The sequence below is a fragment of the Bradyrhizobium sp. AUGA SZCCT0222 genome (genome assembly GCF_018130205.1).
GTDB lineage: Bacteria > Pseudomonadota > Alphaproteobacteria > Rhizobiales > Xanthobacteraceae > Bradyrhizobium.
Genome location: NZ_JAFCLX010000006.1, coordinates 226,774 through 243,802, shown reverse-complemented (window position 1 = coordinate 243,802; position 17,029 = coordinate 226,774). Strand labels below are relative to the sequence as shown.

16 protein-coding genes are annotated in these 17,029 nt (G+C 63.6%); 8 read left to right on the top strand and 8 right to left on the bottom strand.

From position 1 onward, the window contains the following. Positions 1-565: 565 nt before the first annotated feature. Positions 566-2,878, bottom strand: coding sequence for a GumC family protein (locus JQ629_RS07905; RefSeq protein WP_212412166.1), 2,313 nt, complete (start codon positions 2,876-2,878; stop codon positions 566-568). A gap of 217 nt (positions 2,879-3,095) precedes the next feature. Here JQ629_RS07905 and JQ629_RS07900 point away from each other — a divergent pair, with 217 nt between their 5' ends. From JQ629_RS07900 to JQ629_RS07885, 4 genes are all read left to right on the top strand, one after another. Then, positions 3,096-3,695 carry a polysaccharide biosynthesis/export family protein gene (locus tag JQ629_RS07900; RefSeq protein WP_212412165.1) on the top strand — a complete coding sequence of 200 codons (600 nt, stop codon included), beginning with the start codon at positions 3,096-3,098 and terminating at the stop codon, positions 3,693-3,695. 2 nt (positions 3,696-3,697) lie between these two features. Continuing rightward, on the top strand, positions 3,698-4,831 hold the full coding sequence (locus JQ629_RS07895) for a glycosyltransferase family 4 protein (RefSeq protein WP_212412164.1): 1,134 nt from the start codon (positions 3,698-3,700) through the stop codon (positions 4,829-4,831). Positions 4,832-4,981: 150 nt separating this feature from the next. Then, on the top strand, positions 4,982-6,511 hold the full coding sequence (locus JQ629_RS07890) for an undecaprenyl-phosphate glucose phosphotransferase (protein ID WP_212412163.1): 1,530 nt from the start codon (positions 4,982-4,984) through the stop codon (positions 6,509-6,511). 179 nt (positions 6,512-6,690) lie between these two features. Further along, positions 6,691-7,941: an O-antigen ligase family protein gene (locus JQ629_RS07885; protein WP_212412162.1), complete on the top strand. Its 1,251-nt coding sequence runs from the start codon at positions 6,691-6,693 to the stop codon at positions 7,939-7,941. A 58-nt stretch (positions 7,942-7,999) separates the two neighbouring features. On the opposite strand, the gene JQ629_RS07880 is transcribed toward JQ629_RS07885, so the two are convergent. Continuing rightward, on the bottom strand, positions 8,000-8,530 hold the full coding sequence (locus JQ629_RS07880) for a MarR family winged helix-turn-helix transcriptional regulator (protein ID WP_212412161.1): 531 nt from the start codon (positions 8,528-8,530) through the stop codon (positions 8,000-8,002). A gap of 82 nt (positions 8,531-8,612) precedes the next feature. On the opposite strand from JQ629_RS07880, the gene JQ629_RS07875 reads away from it, so the two are divergent. Continuing rightward, entirely contained in the window at positions 8,613-9,806 is a 1,194-nt protein-coding gene (locus tag JQ629_RS07875; RefSeq protein ID WP_212412160.1) for an FAD-dependent oxidoreductase, read from the top strand. Positions 9,807-9,817: 11 nt separating this feature from the next. Here the strand turns inward: JQ629_RS07875 and JQ629_RS07870 are convergent, their stop codons facing one another. From JQ629_RS07870 to JQ629_RS07855, 4 genes are all read right to left on the bottom strand, one after another. Then, positions 9,818-11,002 (bottom strand): saccharopine dehydrogenase family protein, encoded by a 1,185-nt coding sequence (locus JQ629_RS07870; protein ID WP_212412159.1) that lies wholly within the window; start codon positions 11,000-11,002, stop codon positions 9,818-9,820. Between the two features lie 38 nt (positions 11,003-11,040). After that, positions 11,041-12,219, bottom strand: coding sequence for a saccharopine dehydrogenase family protein (locus JQ629_RS07865; protein ID WP_212412158.1), 1,179 nt, complete (start codon positions 12,217-12,219; stop codon positions 11,041-11,043). A 138-nt stretch (positions 12,220-12,357) separates the two neighbouring features. Further along, positions 12,358-13,143: a DUF169 domain-containing protein gene (locus tag JQ629_RS07860; RefSeq protein ID WP_212388388.1), complete on the bottom strand. Its 786-nt coding sequence runs from the start codon at positions 13,141-13,143 to the stop codon at positions 12,358-12,360. A gap of 75 nt (positions 13,144-13,218) precedes the next feature. Continuing rightward, positions 13,219-14,025, bottom strand: a complete 807-nt coding sequence (locus tag JQ629_RS07855) for a YdcF family protein (RefSeq protein ID WP_212412157.1) — start codon at positions 14,023-14,025, stop codon at positions 13,219-13,221. Positions 14,026-14,213: 188 nt separating this feature from the next. On the opposite strand from JQ629_RS07855, the gene JQ629_RS07850 reads away from it, so the two are divergent. Continuing rightward, complete coding sequence (locus JQ629_RS07850) at positions 14,214-15,155, top strand: acetamidase/formamidase family protein (RefSeq protein WP_212296208.1); 942 nt, start codon at positions 14,214-14,216, stop codon at positions 15,153-15,155. Positions 15,156-15,173: 18 nt separating this feature from the next. Here the strand turns inward: JQ629_RS07850 and JQ629_RS07845 are convergent, their stop codons facing one another. Beyond that, positions 15,174-15,521, bottom strand: coding sequence for a GrlR family regulatory protein (locus tag JQ629_RS07845; protein ID WP_249134875.1), 348 nt, complete (start codon positions 15,519-15,521; stop codon positions 15,174-15,176). Positions 15,522-15,813: 292 nt separating this feature from the next. Between JQ629_RS07845 and JQ629_RS07840 the strand changes: the two genes are divergently transcribed. Together JQ629_RS07840 and JQ629_RS07835 are read left to right on the top strand one after the other, a co-directional pair. After that, on the top strand, positions 15,814-16,011 hold the full coding sequence (locus JQ629_RS07840; RefSeq protein WP_192733542.1) for a hypothetical protein: 198 nt from the start codon (positions 15,814-15,816) through the stop codon (positions 16,009-16,011). A 74-nt stretch (positions 16,012-16,085) separates the two neighbouring features. After that, on the top strand, positions 16,086-16,556 hold the full coding sequence (locus JQ629_RS07835; RefSeq protein ID WP_212412155.1) for a GcrA family cell cycle regulator: 471 nt from the start codon (positions 16,086-16,088) through the stop codon (positions 16,554-16,556). Positions 16,557-16,625: 69 nt separating this feature from the next. On the opposite strand, the gene JQ629_RS07830 is transcribed toward JQ629_RS07835, so the two are convergent. After that, a complete protein-coding gene (locus JQ629_RS07830; RefSeq protein ID WP_212263595.1) occupies positions 16,626-17,015 on the bottom strand; it encodes a cupin domain-containing protein in 390 nt (129 codons plus the stop codon). Between the last annotated feature and the right edge of the window lie 14 nt (positions 17,016-17,029).

Sequence of the window (17,029 nt, the reverse complement as noted above, 5' to 3'; positions counted from 1 at the left end):
CCGGCCTTCCCTGCGCAATGGCTTTACGGCTTATGCCGTGATCTCCCCGGAGACGAGTTCTTGGTTGACTCCGTCACTGCCGTTCCCGCTTGCGCTTCTCCGACAGCTTGACGCCAGCAACGGGCGCCAGGACCACACGGTTTTGCCGTACGCCCGTCCACGCCGTCGTCAGGCGCGAACCAGCGTCCACCGCATCCCGCCGCGCGTTCGTGACGTGCGCAACGCCCCTCTTGTTGGGCGGGACGCGACAATTCAAACCGCTGATTTGCCCGACGAGGAAAGCGGAATTTTGCCCGTCGGGTTAATTTGTCGCAGTGCGAGCAATCCATCCGCCGTCATTCCCCGATGCGCAATTGCGCATCGTGGAATGACGAGAACTCGTAGGATGGGTAGAGCGAAGCGAAGCCCATCGATTGGGACTCGCGGAGAGATGATGGGTTTCGCTTCGCTCTACCCATCCTACATTCTGTCGTCATTGCGAGCGCAGCGAAGCAATCCATCGCGCGGCATAGCGGATGGGTGGATTGCTTCGCTGCGCTCGCAATGACGGTGGTTGATCGCGCCTTTAGGCGGCCACCACGCGCGGGGCGCGTTCGACCGCGTCCGACGGCTGGCACGGCTTGCGCAGCATCATGACGTCGGAGAAGCCGACCGCGCGGAGCTGGTCGCACATGATGCTGCGGGCGTCCGAATCCATCGAGGCGTCGGGGACTACGACCGCGCGGGCATGCGCGGTCAGTAGTTCCGCCGGCAGGTCGGAGGCCGAGCCGGCATCGAGCAACACATGGTCGTAAACCCGCAGCAGCGCGTCGATCGCCAGCGTCAGCCGTGGCGACTGCAGCTGCGAGCGATCGAAGCCCGGACGTCCGGCGCTGACGAGATGGACGCGCGACAGCCGGTCCCTGGTGATGATCTGCGCAAAGGTTGCTTCGCCCTGCATCAGTTCGGCGAGCCCGGGGGCCGCCGGATCGACCGACACCGCCGTCATCGTCGGCGAAGACGCGGTCAGGTCGACCACCACGATCTTGGCCTGCCGCGCCATCAAGCGCGCCAGCGTCAGGGCGGTCAGCGCGATGCCTTCGCTCGACGCGGTGCCGAGGATTGTTACCTTGCGCGCCGCCCCGCCTGCCTGGCCGAGCCGGTCGGCCAGTTGCTCGATTTCTTCGATTCCTGCCGCGAGCTCGGCACGAGGCTCGCGGAAGGCAGGCCTTGAGTCGTCCGTCACGGGATGATCAGGTTCCGGTCCGAAATCATCTTGAGGCTCGAAATACGGTGCAGTCGGAGGCGCGGAGACGCGAGCCGGTTCAGAGGCTGTAGTCACTACAGCAGGCGCTGCAGCGGCGGCCGCGCGCGGCGCGGTCATGCGCAGGAGTTCGCCGGTCACGATCGCGCCTGAGGTCAGCAGCAACGTCGCGAGCGTCGCGATCAGCACGATTGGGAGCTTCTTCGGATAGGCCGGCGTGTTGGAAACGGTGGCGCGCGAGATGATGCGGCCGTCGGCCGGCGCGGCGTCGATGTTTTCGCGGGCGGCGGCTTCGCGGTATTTCGCCAGGTAGGATTCCAGGAGATCGCGCTGCGCCTTGGCTTCGCGCTCCAGCGCGCGCAGCTGCACGTCCTGGCCATTGGACGCGGAGGCCTGCTTCTTGACCAGATCCAATTCGTTTCTCAGGCTATCGACCCGGCCGCTGGCGAGGCGCGCGTCATTCTCGAGCGAGCGCGAGATCTTGCTCGCCTCCTCGCGCAACTGGCGATCGAGATCGCCGAGCTGCGCCTTCAGTTCCTTGATGCGGGGGTGACCGTCGAGCAGCGTCGACGACTGTTCGGCGAGCTGCGCGCGCAGCGTCACCCGCTGTTCGGACAGCCGGCGGATCAATTCGGAATTGAGCACTTCGGAAGCCTCGATCGGCTTGCCGCTCTGAAGCATGTCCTTGATCATGCGCGCCTTGGACTCGGCGTCCGATTTCAGCGCGCGGGCGTTGTTGAGCTGGGTGTTGATCTCACCCATCTGCTGGTTGGACAGCGAGGTGTTGTTGGTGCCGATGAACAGGCTCGACTTCGAGCGGAAATCTTCCGCGCGCTGCTCGGCTTCCGCGACCTTCTTGCGCAGATCCTCGATACCGCCCGACAGCCAGCCACTGGCGGATTTCGCCTGGTCCTGGCGCGCGCCCTGCTGCAACGCCAGATACCCTTCCGCGATCGAATTGGCGACGCGCGCGGCCAGCTCCGGATCGCGCGACTGGAATTCGATGACGATGACGCGCGACTTGTCCACCGCATACGCCGTAAAGCGCTCGAAATAGGCGTCCAGCACCCGCTCTTCCGGCGTCAGCGACAACGGATCGCGTCCTATACCGAACAGCGCCAGCAGCGACTTCAGCGGCGAGAAGCCCTGCAGCACCGGATCGAATTCCGGGCGCTCGGCCAGTTTGTTCTTCTTGATGATTTCGCGCGCCAGATCGCGCGACAACAAGAGCTGCACCTGGCTCGTCACCGCCTCGGCGTCGACCGTGTTGCGCTCTTCATTGCGCTCGCCGTTGGGCCGCAGGAACACGTTCTCGCGGCCATCGACGAGGATGCGGGCTTCGGATTTATAGCGCGGAGTGACCATGTTGACGGCGGCGATCGACAGCACCAGCGCCAGCACCGTCGGGACGATGATCCAGGCGCGCTTTCGGATCAGGGCCTGACCGAGCGCGTGGAGGTCCAGATCGCCGGACTCCGGCGCGGCGACCTGCCTGGTGACGGCAGACTTGGTGACAGCAGATCTGGCCACGGCGGGCTCTGTGGCGACGGCCTTGGTGACGGCCGGTGCGGGCTTTGGAAGCGCCCGCTCCAACACGGCCTTGATCCGGCCCGTACGCCAAAACTCAAAACGCATCGCACACTCCCGCGGACGCCACTTAAAATCGTGACGCGTTTTCGCTCGAAAACGCCACGACCCTATCTCAACCCCGGCGATTACACTCCATTAAGGTTGCCGCTGGGTTAATCCGCGCGATTTGCGGGCTGCAATGACCGCCCCGCAGGGCTGCGGTCATGTTTTGTTAACCATGAACACCCTTAATCGGGCGGATACTTTTTCAGGATTCTCCCCCATGCGAGGCGCGCTCGCCCCGATCCCATGTCTGGTTGCTGCGCTGGCGCTTGCGGGCTGCATGGGCCGGACTACGCCGGTTGCCGTGGCGCCCGCCCCGATCGCGGTGGCCTATGCCGAACCGGCGCCGCCGCGCTTTGACGCGGCCTATCATCTGGATACTGGCGACAAGCTCCGCGTCGTCGTCTACGGCCAGGAAGGCCTCACCAACACCTATGCCATCGATGCCAGCGGCTCGATCACGATGCCGCTGATCGGTTCGGTCCCGGCGCGCGGCAGCACGCCCGCGGGGCTGGCCGCCGACATCGGCGCCAGGCTGCGCCGCGGTTTCATCCGCGAGCCCTCGGTCGCCGTCGAAGTCGAAGCCTATCGGCCGTTCTTCATCCTCGGCGAAGTGGCGGCGCCCGGACAATATCCTTATGTACCGAACATGACCGTTGAAAGCGCCGTTGCCATCGCTGGCGGCTTCTCGCCGCGCGCGCTGCGCGACCGGGTGACGGTCACGCACACCGACGGATCCGGAACGGCGCGCTACGTGGTGCCGCCGGGAACGTCCATCAGCCCGGGCGATACGGTGCTCGTTGGCGAACGCTGGTTCTGATTATGCCTGTCGTCGACGGTCAGCCCCTTCGTATCCTGCACGCGACGCGCGCCCCGGTGGGCGGCATTTTTCGCCATATCCTGGATCTCGCCAACGGCCAGGCCGACAAAGGCCATCACGTCGGCATCATCGCCGACAGCCTCACCGGCGGCGAGCGCGCCGAGCAGGCGCTGGCTGAAATCGCCCCCCGCCTCAAGCTCGGCGTTCATCGTGTCGCCATCCACCGCGAACCGCGCCCCAGCGACACCTTGGCATGGGTGCGCTTCCTGCGCCTGGTCCGGAACCTGAAACCGGACGTGCTGCACGGCCATGGCGCCAAGGCCGGTGTGTTCATACGCTCCAAGATCGCCGCCAGGGATACGATCCGGGTCTATACGCCGCATGGCGGGTCGCTGCATTACCCGCTGTCGACGCTCAAGGGCAATTTCTACGCTCGCCTCGAGCGTGCGCTGATGGACTCCACGGATCTGTTCCTGTTCGAGAGCGCGTTCGCGCGCAACACCTATCAGCGCACCATCGGCACCCCGAAAGGGCTGGTGCGCTGCGTGTTCAACGGCGTCACCGCCAATGAGTTCGACCCCGTCGTCAAGGCCGAGGACGCTACCGACGTGCTCTATGTCGGCGAGTTCCGGCACATCAAGGGCGCCGACCTCCTGATCGACGCGGTGGCCCGGCTGCGCACCGACGGCCGGCCGGTGACGCTGACGCTCGCCGGCGACGGAGAGGAAAGCGCTGCCTTGAAGGCACAGGTGCAGCGGCTCGGCCTCGGCGAGGCGATCCGCTTCATCGGCCACGTCAAGGCACGCTACGGCTTTTCCAAGGGCTCGCTGCTGGTGGTTCCCTCCCGCGGCGATTCCATGCCCTATGTCGTGATCGAGGCCGCGGCGGCGGGAATTCCGATGGTGGCCGCCAATGTCGGCGGCATTCCGGAGATTTTCGGCGCGCATACCGAGGCGTTGTTCGCCCCCAACATCGCCGCCGCGATGGCGGATGCGATCGAGGTTGCACTGGAGAATCCGGCGGCGACGCTGGAGCGGGCTAAATCCCTGCGCGAGCGGATTTTTCAGCACTTCTCGCAGAAGGCGATGGTCGAGGGCGTATTGACCGGCTACCGCGACGCGTTTGCCAATCGTTAACCGTTCTTTACCAACGTAACTGTTTCTTCCGATTTGTCCCTTAAGCCGGATGGCAGGGAATTCCGCATCGGCGGGCGCATCCCTATGTGCCGGCCTAAGAACGGAATCAGAATCGGACTTGGAACAGTGGAACCGCTTAACGCTCGCTCGATGTTAGACGCTGCGGCAGCAACGGCCGCGGCGACCGCTACCGGTGAACGCCCGCCGATCGAACGGCGCCGCCGGCTCTCGCCGGCAGCCCTTGCCGTCACCAACCAGAAGGTCAGCCGCGCCTATTCGCCGATCGTGATCGCGGGCGCGGTCCGCCTGGTCGATTTCGTCATGCTCAGCCTGATCGGCCTTGCGCTCTATTTCGCCTATGTCGTGCGCCTCAAGGGTTTCCATTGGGAATATGTCGCCGCGATCATCGGCATGACGGCGACCGCCGTGATCTGCTTCCAGGCTGCCGACATCTACGAAGTCCAGGTGTTCCGCGGCCAGCTGCGGCAGATGACCAGGATGATTTCGTCCTGGGCCTTCGTGTTCCTGCTGTTCATCGGCGCTTCCTTCCTGGTCAAGCTCGGCAGCGAGATTTCGCGGATCTGGCTCGCATCGTTCTTCGTCGTCGGCCTTGCGGCCCTGCTGATCGAACGCGCCTTCCTGCGCACGCTGGTGCGCAGCTGGGCGCGGCAGGGCCGGCTTGACCGCCGCACCATCGTGGTCGGCTCGGACCAGAACGGCGAGCAGCTGGTCGAGGCGCTCAAGACCCAGCACGATTCGGATATTGACGTGCTCGGCGTGTTCGACGACCGCAACGACAGCCGCGCGCTGGAAACCTGCGCCGGCAGCCCGAAGCTCGGCAAGGTCGACGACATCGTCGAATTCGCCCGCCGCACCCGCGTCGACCTCGTGCTGTTCGCGCTGCCGATCTCGGCCGAGACGCGCATCCTGGAAATGCTGAAGAAGCTGTGGGTGCTGCCGGTCGACATCCGTCTGTCCGCGCACACCAACAAGCTGCGCTTCCGTCCCCGCTCCTATTCCTATCTCGGCGAGGTGCCGACGCTCGACGTGTTCGAGGCGCCGATCACCGACTGGGATCTGGTGATGAAGTGGCTGTTCGACCACGTCGTCGGCTTCCTGATCCTGATGCTGGCGCTGCCCGTGATGGGACTGGTCGCGCTCGCCATCAAGCTGGACAGCCCGGGGCCGGTGATCTTCCGCCAGAAACGGTTCGGCTTCAACAATGAGCGCATCGACGTCTTCAAGTTCCGCTCGATGTACCACCATCTCGCCGATCCCACCGCCTCCAAGGTCGTGACCAAGAACGATGCCCGCGTCACCCGCGTCGGGCGCTTCATCCGCAAGACCAGCCTCGATGAACTGCCGCAGCTGTTCAACGTGGTGTTCAAGAGCAATTTGTCGCTGGTCGGCCCGCGCCCGCACGCCGTGCAGGGCAAGTTGCAGAGCCGGCTGTTCGACGAGGCCGTCGACGGCTATTTCGCGCGCCACCGCGTCAAGCCCGGGATCACCGGCTGGGCGCAGATCAACGGCTGGCGCGGCGAAGTCGACACCGACGAGAAGATCCAGAAGCGCGTCGAGTTCGACCTCTATTACATCGAGAACTGGTCGGTGCTGTTCGACCTCTTCATTTTGCTCAGGACGCCGTTGGCGCTGATGACGAAGAACGAGAACGCTTATTGAGTTTCTGAGGACTACCTGCCGTCATTGCGAGCGCAGCGAAGCAATCCATGGCGCGGCATAGCGGATAGATGGATTGCTTCGCTTCGCTCTCATGCACAAACGCTCCGCGTTTGTTGCAGACAATGACGGAAGTAGCGGTTGCTGCGTAATGTAGTGTCTAGTGTGTGCGTGAGTATCGAATGGCGTATGCGGCGACAGCCGAGGGATCCCTTCCATCGTTGACAGCCGCGCCGGGCGTGCTCGCGGTGCAGCGCGCGATGGTATGGCTGGTCGGCGCGTCCGGCGCCATCGTCTTCATCGAGCCCAGCCCCTATGAGATCGCAACGCTGCTGGCGTCGCTGATCTTCTTTGCCACCGGCGGTTTGCGGATGCGGCTGGTGTTCATTCCGCTGCTGCTGGCGCTGTTCCTGCTCAATACCGGCTACACGATCAGCGCCACCGCCGTGATTGACCGGCCCGGTGTCAGCATGTGGATCGCGACCTCCTGGTACATGGCCATCACCGTGATGCTGTTCGCGATGGTGGTGGCCGAAGACACCGCAGCCCGGCTCGACATGCTCCGGCGCGGCCTCGTCGTCGGCGCGGTGATCGCGGCGAGCCTCGGCGTCGCCGGCTATTTCAACCTCGTCCCGGGCGGACGCGACCTCCTGACGCTGTACGATCGCGCCCGCGGCACCTTCAAGGACCCGAACGTGCTCGGCGCGTTCCTGATCCTGCCGGCGCTGTTTTGCCTGCAAAGCGTGGTCTCGGACAAATTCGGAAAATCGCTGCGCAACACCGTCGCCTTCGGCATCATGTCGCTGGCGATCCTGCTGGCGTTTTCGCGCGCGGCCTGGGGCGGGTTGATCCTGACCTCGATGTTCATGCTGGCGCTGATGGTGTTGACCAGCCGGTCGCAGGCGCAGCGTTCACGCATCATCATGATCGCGCTTGTCGCTGCGATCCTCGCGGCGGCGCTGGTGGCGGTGCTGCTGTCGTTCGACTCGATCGCGCAGATGTTCAAGCAGCGCGCCAGTTTCGACCAAAGCTATGACTCCGGCCGGTTCGGCCGGTTCGGGCGCTACATCCTCGGCGCCAACATGGCGCTCGATCTGCCGTTCGGAATAGGTCCGCTGCAGTTCACCCGCTACTTTCCCGAGGACACCCACAATTCCTATTTGAACGCGTTCATGTCGGGCGGCTGGCTCTCCGGCGTCTGCTACCCGGCGCTGGTGTTCGTCACGGCGCTGAACGGATTCCGCTACATCTTCGTCCGCGCGCCCTGGCAGCGCGCCTATCTGGCCGTCTTCGCCGCCTATCTCGGCACCGTCGGCGAGAGTTTTATCATCGACACCGACCACTGGCGGCATTTCTGGATGATGCTGGGGCTCATGTGGGGCATGTTTGTCGCGGCGGAACTTTACAAGGCCCGCGTTAGATTCCTGGTTTGACGCGTTTTCTTGACGCGAACCGGTGTCCACTTCGCTGGAAAACGCTCTAGCCAGGCATTCAACGGCGCGGCCGTCCCAGCTTCTTAGGCGCCTTCTCCTTCGGCGCGTCGATCAATCCCTTCAGCGCCTCGGTCGCCTCCAGCACCGATTTGTAGGCCTCGCTCGCAAAGCGAAGCAGCAGCTGCAGCTCCGCGTCCGAATAGCTGCCCCACAGTTTGTACATCGCCTCCTGCATCGGCACGTAGAACCGCCCGATCTGCGCGACGTTGTCAGGCACGGTCACGATAAAGACCTTGCGCCGGTCGGCCGCGTCGCGCTCGCGGCGCACGAAGCCGGCCTTCTCGAGCCGGTCCACCACGCCGGTGATGGCGCCGGTGGTCAGCCCCGTGACCTCGGCAAGACGGCCGGCGGTGACGCGGCCCTCCAGATTGAGAAAATCCAGGCATTCGAGGTCGGAACCGGAAATTCCCGCCACGTTGGCAACGGTTTGGCCGAACAGCACGCCCTGCGCGGTCGAGCGCCGCAGCGCTTCCTCCAGTTCCTGCATCAGCGCAGCCCGCGCCTTCGGCCTTGACACGGTCGATTTCATATCTTAGTCCATCATTATCTTAGCTACTAAGATAATTAGCAGCTGATATTTCCTACCATCCCGCGGACGCACGGAGCAAGGCATGGCCCACCGACCCAAAGCCCTGATCATCGGCGGTGGCATCGCAGGTCCCGTGACGGGAATCTTCCTGAAGCAGGCCGGCATCGATGCCGAGGTGTTCGAGGCCTGGCCCTACGCCACCGGAATCGGCGGCGGCCTGCAGATCGCGCCGAACGGCATGCACGTGCTGGCCGAGATCGGCTTGGCCTCCGAGATGATCCGCCGCGGTTCGGTCGCCGAATCCTTCGATTTCTATTCGCAGAAAGGCGCCCGCCTCGGCTCGCTCAACCGCAACATGAAGGCGCGGTTCGGCCAGCCGGCGGTGAACATGTGCCGCGCCACGCTCAATGAAATGCTGATCGACAAGGCCTGGTGCGCCAATGTCGAGCTCAGGTTCGAGAAGCGGCTGGTGGGAATCGAGGATCGCCCCGACCAGCCAGTCGTGGCGCATTTTTCCGACGGCAGCTTTGCCGAGGGCGATTTTGTCATCGGCGCCGACGGCGTGCATTCGGCCGTCCGCGGCCACGTGATCCCGGACGGACCAAAGCCGTTCGACACCGGGCTGATCGGTTTCGGCGGTTTTGTGCCACGCGCGGTGATCGAGAATTCGCCGATCGACCAGCGCGTGGTGACGACGTTCGGCCAGAGTGGATTCTTCGGCTACGGCTTCTGCAGTTCCGATCCCGATGACGGCCTGATGTGGTGGAGCACGCAGCCCGCGCATGGCGCCAGTGCCGCGACCTACCGTGCCATGAGCCAGGATCAGCTGCGGCAGCATTTGCGCAGCTTTCACGCCGGCTGGCACGATCCGATCCTGCAAATCATCGATGCGGCCGAGAACATCGTGGTCACGGACACGCTCGATGTCGCGACCCTGCCGACCTGGTCGCGCCAGCGGACGCTTCTCATTGGCGACGCCGCGCACGCCACCAGTCCGCATGCCGGCCAGGGCGCGTCACTGGCGCTGGAGGATGCGCTGCGGCTTGGCCGCTTGATGCAGACCCGCCAGGAACTCGCGTTGACGTTTAGGAATTTCGAGGCCGAGCGCCGTCCGCGCGCCGAAAAGATCGTGGCGCTGGCCCGCCGCAACGGCAACAGCAAGCGCGAGTTCAGTCCGACCGGCGCCTGGATCCGTGACCGGATGATGAAACTGATGCTGCCGGTCGGCGCACGGGCGATGGACTTTATGTACGCGTACGATCCCCGTGCGGCGTAGCGGTGCAAAGCCTACTTCTCCACCGCAAACGTCAGGCCGGCATGGTAGACCAGCCGCTCGATCAGTCTGTGCTGCATCGCCGCCCCCGGCGTCCAGATGCCGGCGGGCACATCAGACGCATCGCGCAACAGGCAGATCGCGCATTCGGAGATCATCTTCGCCGTCGAGCCATAGCCGGGATCGCGGTCGCCCTTCACCGCGGCGCGGGCCTGTTTGCCGTCGGGAGCGAGTGCGACGAACAGCAGATCGAAGAAACCACTCTCCCGCATCTCTTTCGAGGGACCGTCGCCAGGCTTCAGCCCGCTTGCGCCGCCCATCCTCTCGGCGTTGACGGCGGCGACGAGCTGCCTGGCGTTGGCTTCGCCCTGCTCTCCCGGACCGGTCAGGACCATCTCGTCATAAACGAAGTCCTTGCCGTACGGAAAGTTCATCAGCAAATTGGAACGGTGCAGGTTGCGGGTGTTGATGGTCGCCATCACGAAAGGCGCCGTCCACGAGCCCAGATCATCGTCGAACAGCGGCTTGTTCCCGCGCGGCTGCTTCGGGCCTTCAAATCCCGGCGCCAGCAAAAATGGATCCTTCAACAGGGCGACCAGACTGAGGTCTTGCGCGGCAGCCGCGAACGTCGCCCAGGTGCTCGCGGCGGTACCACCGGACAGCGTGCCACTCATGTCGCGGATCCGGCCCTTGACGCGGTTGGTCGGGGCGCCAAAAATCTTCTTTGCTTCTTGCTGGACGGAGAACACACCAAGCTCGAACGGCAGCGAATCGAAGCCGCAGGAAAATACGATGCGTGCGCCGGTCGACTTTGCGGCCGCCTCGTGCGTGTCGATCATCTGCCGCATCCAGAGCGGCTCGCCGCAGAGGTCGAAATAGTCGGTGCCATCCGCGACGCATGCTGCGACCAGTTCGGAGCCATAGCGTTGATACGGACCGACGGTCGAGATCACCGATCTGGTTCGGCCGACCATCGCCTTCAGCGAGGCGGGATCGCCGGCATCGGCAACGATCAGCGGGGTATCAGCCGGCGCGCCGATCGCGTCGCGCACGGCAGCGAGCTTGTCCAGGCTGCGCCCGGCCATCGCCCATTTCAGATTACCGTCGCCCTTGTACTGCGCGGCGAGATATTCAGCGATGAGCTGGCCGGTGAAGCCGGAGGCGCCATAGACGACGATGTCGAGTTTCGACGAAGGCATGGTCTGACTTCCGGGAAGATGATGCTCGAAAACTGGAGCTACTTCTCCACGGTGAACGTCAGGCCAGCGTTGTCGACCAGCCGCTTGATCAGTCTGTGCTGCATCGCCGCCCCCGGCGTCCAGATCCCGGCGGGCACATCGGGTGTATCGCGCAGCAGGCAGATCGCGCATTCCGAGATCATCTTGGACGTCGAGCCATAGCCGGGATCGCGGTCACCCTTGACCGCCGCACGGACCTGGCGGCCATCGGGAGCGATCGCTACATAAAGCAAATCATAGAGGCCGTTCTCGCGCTCTTCCTTCGACGGCCCTTCGCCCGGCTTGGGCGCACCGGGGCCGGTCTTTTCGGTGTTTGCGGCCATCACGAGCTTGGCGTTGGCCTCGCCCTTCTCGCCGGCACCCGTCAGCACCATTTCGTCGTAGACGAACTCCTGCCCGTACGGAAAGCCCATCAGCATGTTCGAGCGATGGACGTTGCGGGTGTTGATGAGCGCCATCATGAAGGGCGCGATCCAGGACTGCAGGTCTTCCTCATAGGACGGCTTGCTGCCCGGCGGCTGCTTCGGCCCCTTGAATCCCGGCGTCAGCGCGAACGGATCCTTGAGGATCGCAACGAGGCTGAGATCCTTGGCAACCGCGTCGAAGGTCGCCTTGGCGCTCGCAGCGGTGCCGCCGGACAGGGTGCCGCGCATATCGCGCACGCGACCCTTGACGCGCAAAGCCGGCGCACCGAACACCCGCTTGGCTTCCTCCTGCACGAAGAAAGCACCGAGCTCAAACGGCACCGAGTCGAACCCGCACGAAAACACGATGCGCGCGCCCCTCGCCTTCGCCGCGGCTTCATGCTTGTCGATCATCTGGCGCATCCACAGCGGCTCGCCGCAGAGATCGAAATAGTCGGTACCCGACTCCACACAGGCCGCAAGCAGCTCATTGCCGTAAAACTGATACGGGCCGACGGTGGTGATCACGGATTTCGTCTGCGCCACCATCGCCTTCAACGACGCAGCATCTGACGCGTCGGCCACGATCAGCGGCGTATCCGACGGCGCGCCGATCGCATCGCGCACCGTGGCGAGCTTGTCCTTGCTGCGCCCGGCCATCGCCCATTTCAGGCTGCTGTCGCCCTTGTAATGCGCGGCGAGATATTCAGCGACGAGCTGGCCGGTGAAGCCGGTAGCGCCGTAGACTACGATGTCGAATTTCGACGAAGACATGTTTTAGTTCCCTAATACTCGTCATTGCGAGAAGCGAAGCGACGAAGCAATCCATACTTACTTGGTGGCTATCTTACTTGGTGGCTATGGATTGCTTCGCTGCGCTCGCAATGACGGTTTCCCCTTCATTTCGCAAGGCTATTTCTTAGCATACGAAACGCCCATGCCGGCGCGGACGTCGGCCTGGATGCCATAGGGCGCGATCGGATAGCGCAGGCCGTTTTTCGCCAGTTGCTTCATGCCGATAATGGCCTTGGCGAGATGCGCGGGCTGCAGTGCCATCAGCATTTCCTCGTCGGGCACGCCGCCATAGCGACGTTCCGCGAAGCACGGCAGCGACAGCGAGGGCTCGCCGGTCTTGAGCGCCCGCCCCCAGGAATCCGCGCAGGCGGTCTCGCCGACCACGCCCCATTCGAACTTCTTGTAGCCGGTATATTGCAGCCCGTTGATCAGGATGATCATCTGGCCCGGCGTCGCATACACCAGACAAATGTCAGGCGGATTGAGCCGTCCGCTGGTGAGCGGGCTCACCGCCATCGCCTGGTATTTGCCATATGGCACGACATCGAGCGCTTCCTGGCGCAGCCGCGCGTCTTCCTCGGTGCCATGCCAGACACCGACGTAATTCTTTCCTTCGAGAAATTTCTCGTCGGTTGGCGCCAGCCCGATCACGGCGCGGCATTGCGCGCCGACGAGGTCTTCGCCGGTGATGCCGACGGTCCAGCCGAGCCTTGAAGCCATGCTGACGATCTGGTCGGTGGTATGGACCGCACTGGGGCGCCGAATCTTCGGGATTGCCGCCATCTCCTCGACGGTCGCGAACATCTTGATGCCGATCACGGTGGTCCTGAGCCGCAACAGGCTGATCAGGTCGGCAGCCATGCCGTTCAAATCGAACGCTTCCGGCGGCGTTTGCTGTTGCATGGCGTAAACTCCCTGGATCGGCGCGCTGCGCCTGTTGGCGTCAATTCTAGCCCGGCCGGTCCCCTGTTGCGACCTCTACTTCGGCGCCGGCCCCGGCAGCAAATCGTCGATCTTGCCGGTGGCCCGGTACGCAACCAGCCCCATCCATTCGCGCGCCGCGGTTTCGGTCCGTCCGAGGCCATCAAGAATGGCGTTAGAGAACTTCATCAGGTCGCCGCGGCCGCCGACCCGCCAATCGACCGGATAGGCCTCGACCGCAAATCCAGCCTTTCGGAACAGGCCGACCGATCGCGGCATATGAAAGGCCGAGGTCACCAGCAACCAGCGCTCGCCGTCCTTCGGCGCCACCAGCGCTTTGGAGAACTGGGCATTCTCAAGCGTATTCCGTGATGCACGCTCCATGATCAACCGCGATTTGGCGATGCCGAGGCTCTCGAAAACCGCGCCGGCGAAATCGGCTTCCCGCGCATCGTTCGAAATCAGATTGGCGCTGCCGCCGGTGAAGACGATGCGCGCATTCGGATAACGACGCGCAAGGGCCGCTGCCGCGATGATGCGGTCCGGCGCACTGCGCACCACCGGCGTGCCATGCGCGGCCGATATGTCAGCCTCGATCGATGCGCCGAGCACGACGATGCCGTCCGGCGGCGGGCCGGCTCCGGCCTCCCATCGCGGAAAGCGCTGCTCCAGCGGATAGAGCAACAGATTTCCGAGCGGCGACAATCCGCAGATCACCAGCAACAGCACGGAGGCCATCACGAGCTTGCGGCCGAGCGATGCAAAGCGCGTCAGCAGCAGGATGGCGCCAATGAAACCGACGCCGATTAGGAAATTCGTCGGCATCAGCATGTAGCCGAGCGTCTTGGAGAGAACAAAGAACAAGGAAGGCCTCTTGGATTTCCGGCTCGTCATACGCGGGCTTGACCCGCGTATCCATCTTCTTCGCAAAAAGCGTCATGCGAAAATGATGGATTGCCGGGGCGCAGACAAGTTTACGTAGTCTGCGCAAGCAGACTACTATGCCCGGCAATGACAAATAGGACGAGACAACACCGACAAGAAGGTCCCCCATGACCCATCATCACCTGCATTCCAGCCCCAAAACCTGCCACTGGGGCTTTTTCGAAGCGAAATTGAAGCCGGTCCTGACCATTGCCAGCGGCGATGAGGTCACGGTCGATACCATCACCGGCGGCCCCGACGTGGTGCCCGACCGCAGCAAATTTCACGTGCCGCCGGAGCTTGCCGACGTGCACGCCCAGAACGAACGGATGGTGCCGGGCCATATCCTGACCGGGCCGATCGCGGTGGAAGGCGCAGCCCCCGGCGACGTGCTCGAGGTCGACATTCTCGACGTCCAGCTCCGGCAGGACTGGGGCTACAATCTGATCAAGCCGCTGTCAGGCACCCTGCCCGACGATTTCCACGAGACGCGCCTGCTGAACATTCCGCTCGACCGCGAGCGGATGGTCGGCCGGATGCCGTGGGGGCTCGACCTGCCGCTCAAGCCGTTCTTCGGCGTGATGGGCGTGGCGCCGCCGCCGGCCTGGGGCCGCATCACCTCGCTGATCCCGCGCGCGATGGGCGGCAATCTGGACAACAAGGAGCTAGGGGCCGGCGCCAAACTCTATCTGCCGGTGTTCGTGCCCGGCGCGCTGTTTTCCTGCGGCGACGGCCACGGCGTGCAAGGCGACGGCGAAGTCTGCGTCACAGCGATCGAAACCGCGCTGCAGGGCCGCTTTCGCCTGACACTGCGCAAGGATTTGCGGCTGGAATATCCGCGCGCGGAAACGCCTGATCATTACATGACGATGGCGATGGACCCCGACCTCGACCAATGCGTGGTGCGCGCGCTGCGCGACATGATCGTGCTGCTCGGCGAGAAGCGCAATCTGTCGCGCGAGGACGCCTACACGCTCTGCAGCCTCGCCGCCGATCTGCGGGTGACGCAGACGGTCAACGGCTCCAAGGGCATCCACTGCATGATCGCAAAGAGTGTGGTGCACGGCTGATTTCAGCGCGGTGCGCCGTCACAGCGGCGAAAGCAGTTCCAACGTTGAACGAATCCTGACGCTGGTCTTTCCAACCAGCGCCGCCCCCTGCACGTCAGCGCGATCGGCGGTATAGGTGCCGCTGAAGCCGGTGGTGACCTCGCGCCCGCCAAACAGCGGCAGCACGCCAGCCGATTTGGTGTGCTGGGTGGTGGTCAGTTCGCCGCGCCATTTGCCGCGGTCGGCGGTGTAGGAGCCGGTATAATAGAAATGCGAGTCGCCGCCGACGATCCTGCCATCCAGCAGCACGATGACGCCGCTGGCGTGGCCACGCCCGCCCTCCATCATTTCGGTCAGGATCGAGTAGAGACCGTTGGTGATCGTCATCGCAGGATTGTCCCCCGTCCGCAGCAGCATCGACTGTGCATACGGCCTGAGGCAATCGGGAAATGAGCGAGGCGCTGGATCGTTTCGCCGCGGCTGGATTGGCGCCGTCAGGCCGGTAGTTGGTCGCGCAGCGCTGTTCAACATCGGAGCCTGCGAGGCGCCAGTCGACTTTTTCGACGCTGTTACAAGGAGATAGGCTGCGACCTTGGTGGCAATTGACTTATCCCCATGAAACTTAATAGAGTCTAAATAGATACTTTTCAGTACGGCGTTTAAAAGTTAGCGTTCTTGCATGGCTACAGAAAAAGCCGAAACCGACCGCATTCCCGTGACGTTGGCGATCTCGACCATCAGCTATCTCGAAAAACTGGTGAGACAGGGTACCCACGGCACTAGCGTTCCCGGCGTTGCGAAGACCCTGATCGAGGAAGGCATCCGGCTCGCCATCAAGGACGGGCTGCTGTCGATCCGCGACAATGGCAGGCCTTGATGGCACGCCAGCGGAAAATTCGCTGACGGGAGACAGGAGCGCGGCGGTTCCTCAAAGAATTTGGGACCGCAAGCATGTTCGCAACCATACCGACCTGGACCACCGAGCGCGTCGAACTCCTCAAGCAACATTTCGAATCCGGCCTCTCATGCCGCGAGATCGCCGCTCACATCGGCGTCAGCCGCAACGCAGTGATCGGCAAATTGACACGGCTCGGTTTGACCCGCGGGCCGACCAATATCGAACAGCATTTGCAAGGGACCACCAGGGAACGCAGCCCGAAATCCGTTCCCCGCGCCCAGTACCGGATGCTGCAAGTGGTCTACCAGAACGGGCAACCGGCCCCCGACGCCCCGATCGCCAGCGAGCGGCCCTGCTCGCTGCTCGAACTCAGCCATGAGCGCTGCCGCTGGCCGATCAGCACGCCCGGCGCGGAAGATTTCTGCTTTTGCGGCAACACACCGCTCAAGGGTATGCCCTACTGCGTCGGCCACACCCGCCTCGCCTACAAGCCCGGCTCGCGCCAGCGCGTGGCCCGGGCGTGACCTTGTCTGACACACTCTCTGCCTAGAGCGCAGCAAATATCGGGCACGACCATTCCACGGCTGTAGCAGTCACTGCGCGGGCACGAGCGCCTGCGCCCCCTTGTCCTTGATCAAGAGCACCAGGAATTTCGCCGGCTGGGTGCCGCTCGCGTTCCGGTCGACGACATGAATATCATCGGGGCCTTCATAGAAACTTTGTCCTGCTGTCAGAGTCACCGGTTGTCCACCCTTCAGCTGCATCACGACGGAACCCTCCAGCACATAAACAAACGCATGTGCGTTGTGTCGGTGGACAGCACTCGACCCGCCGGGCGCATGCTCGACCGTGATCATCAAAGCTTCCTTGCCGGGATTATCCGGAAGATCCTTGGACATGAGCGGCGTCACCTTGGGCTCCTGAGCAACCGCCGTTCCGGTCATCAAGCACAGAAGAACCAGCGCAACGAGTTTGTTTGCCATAATCGCCTCTTTCG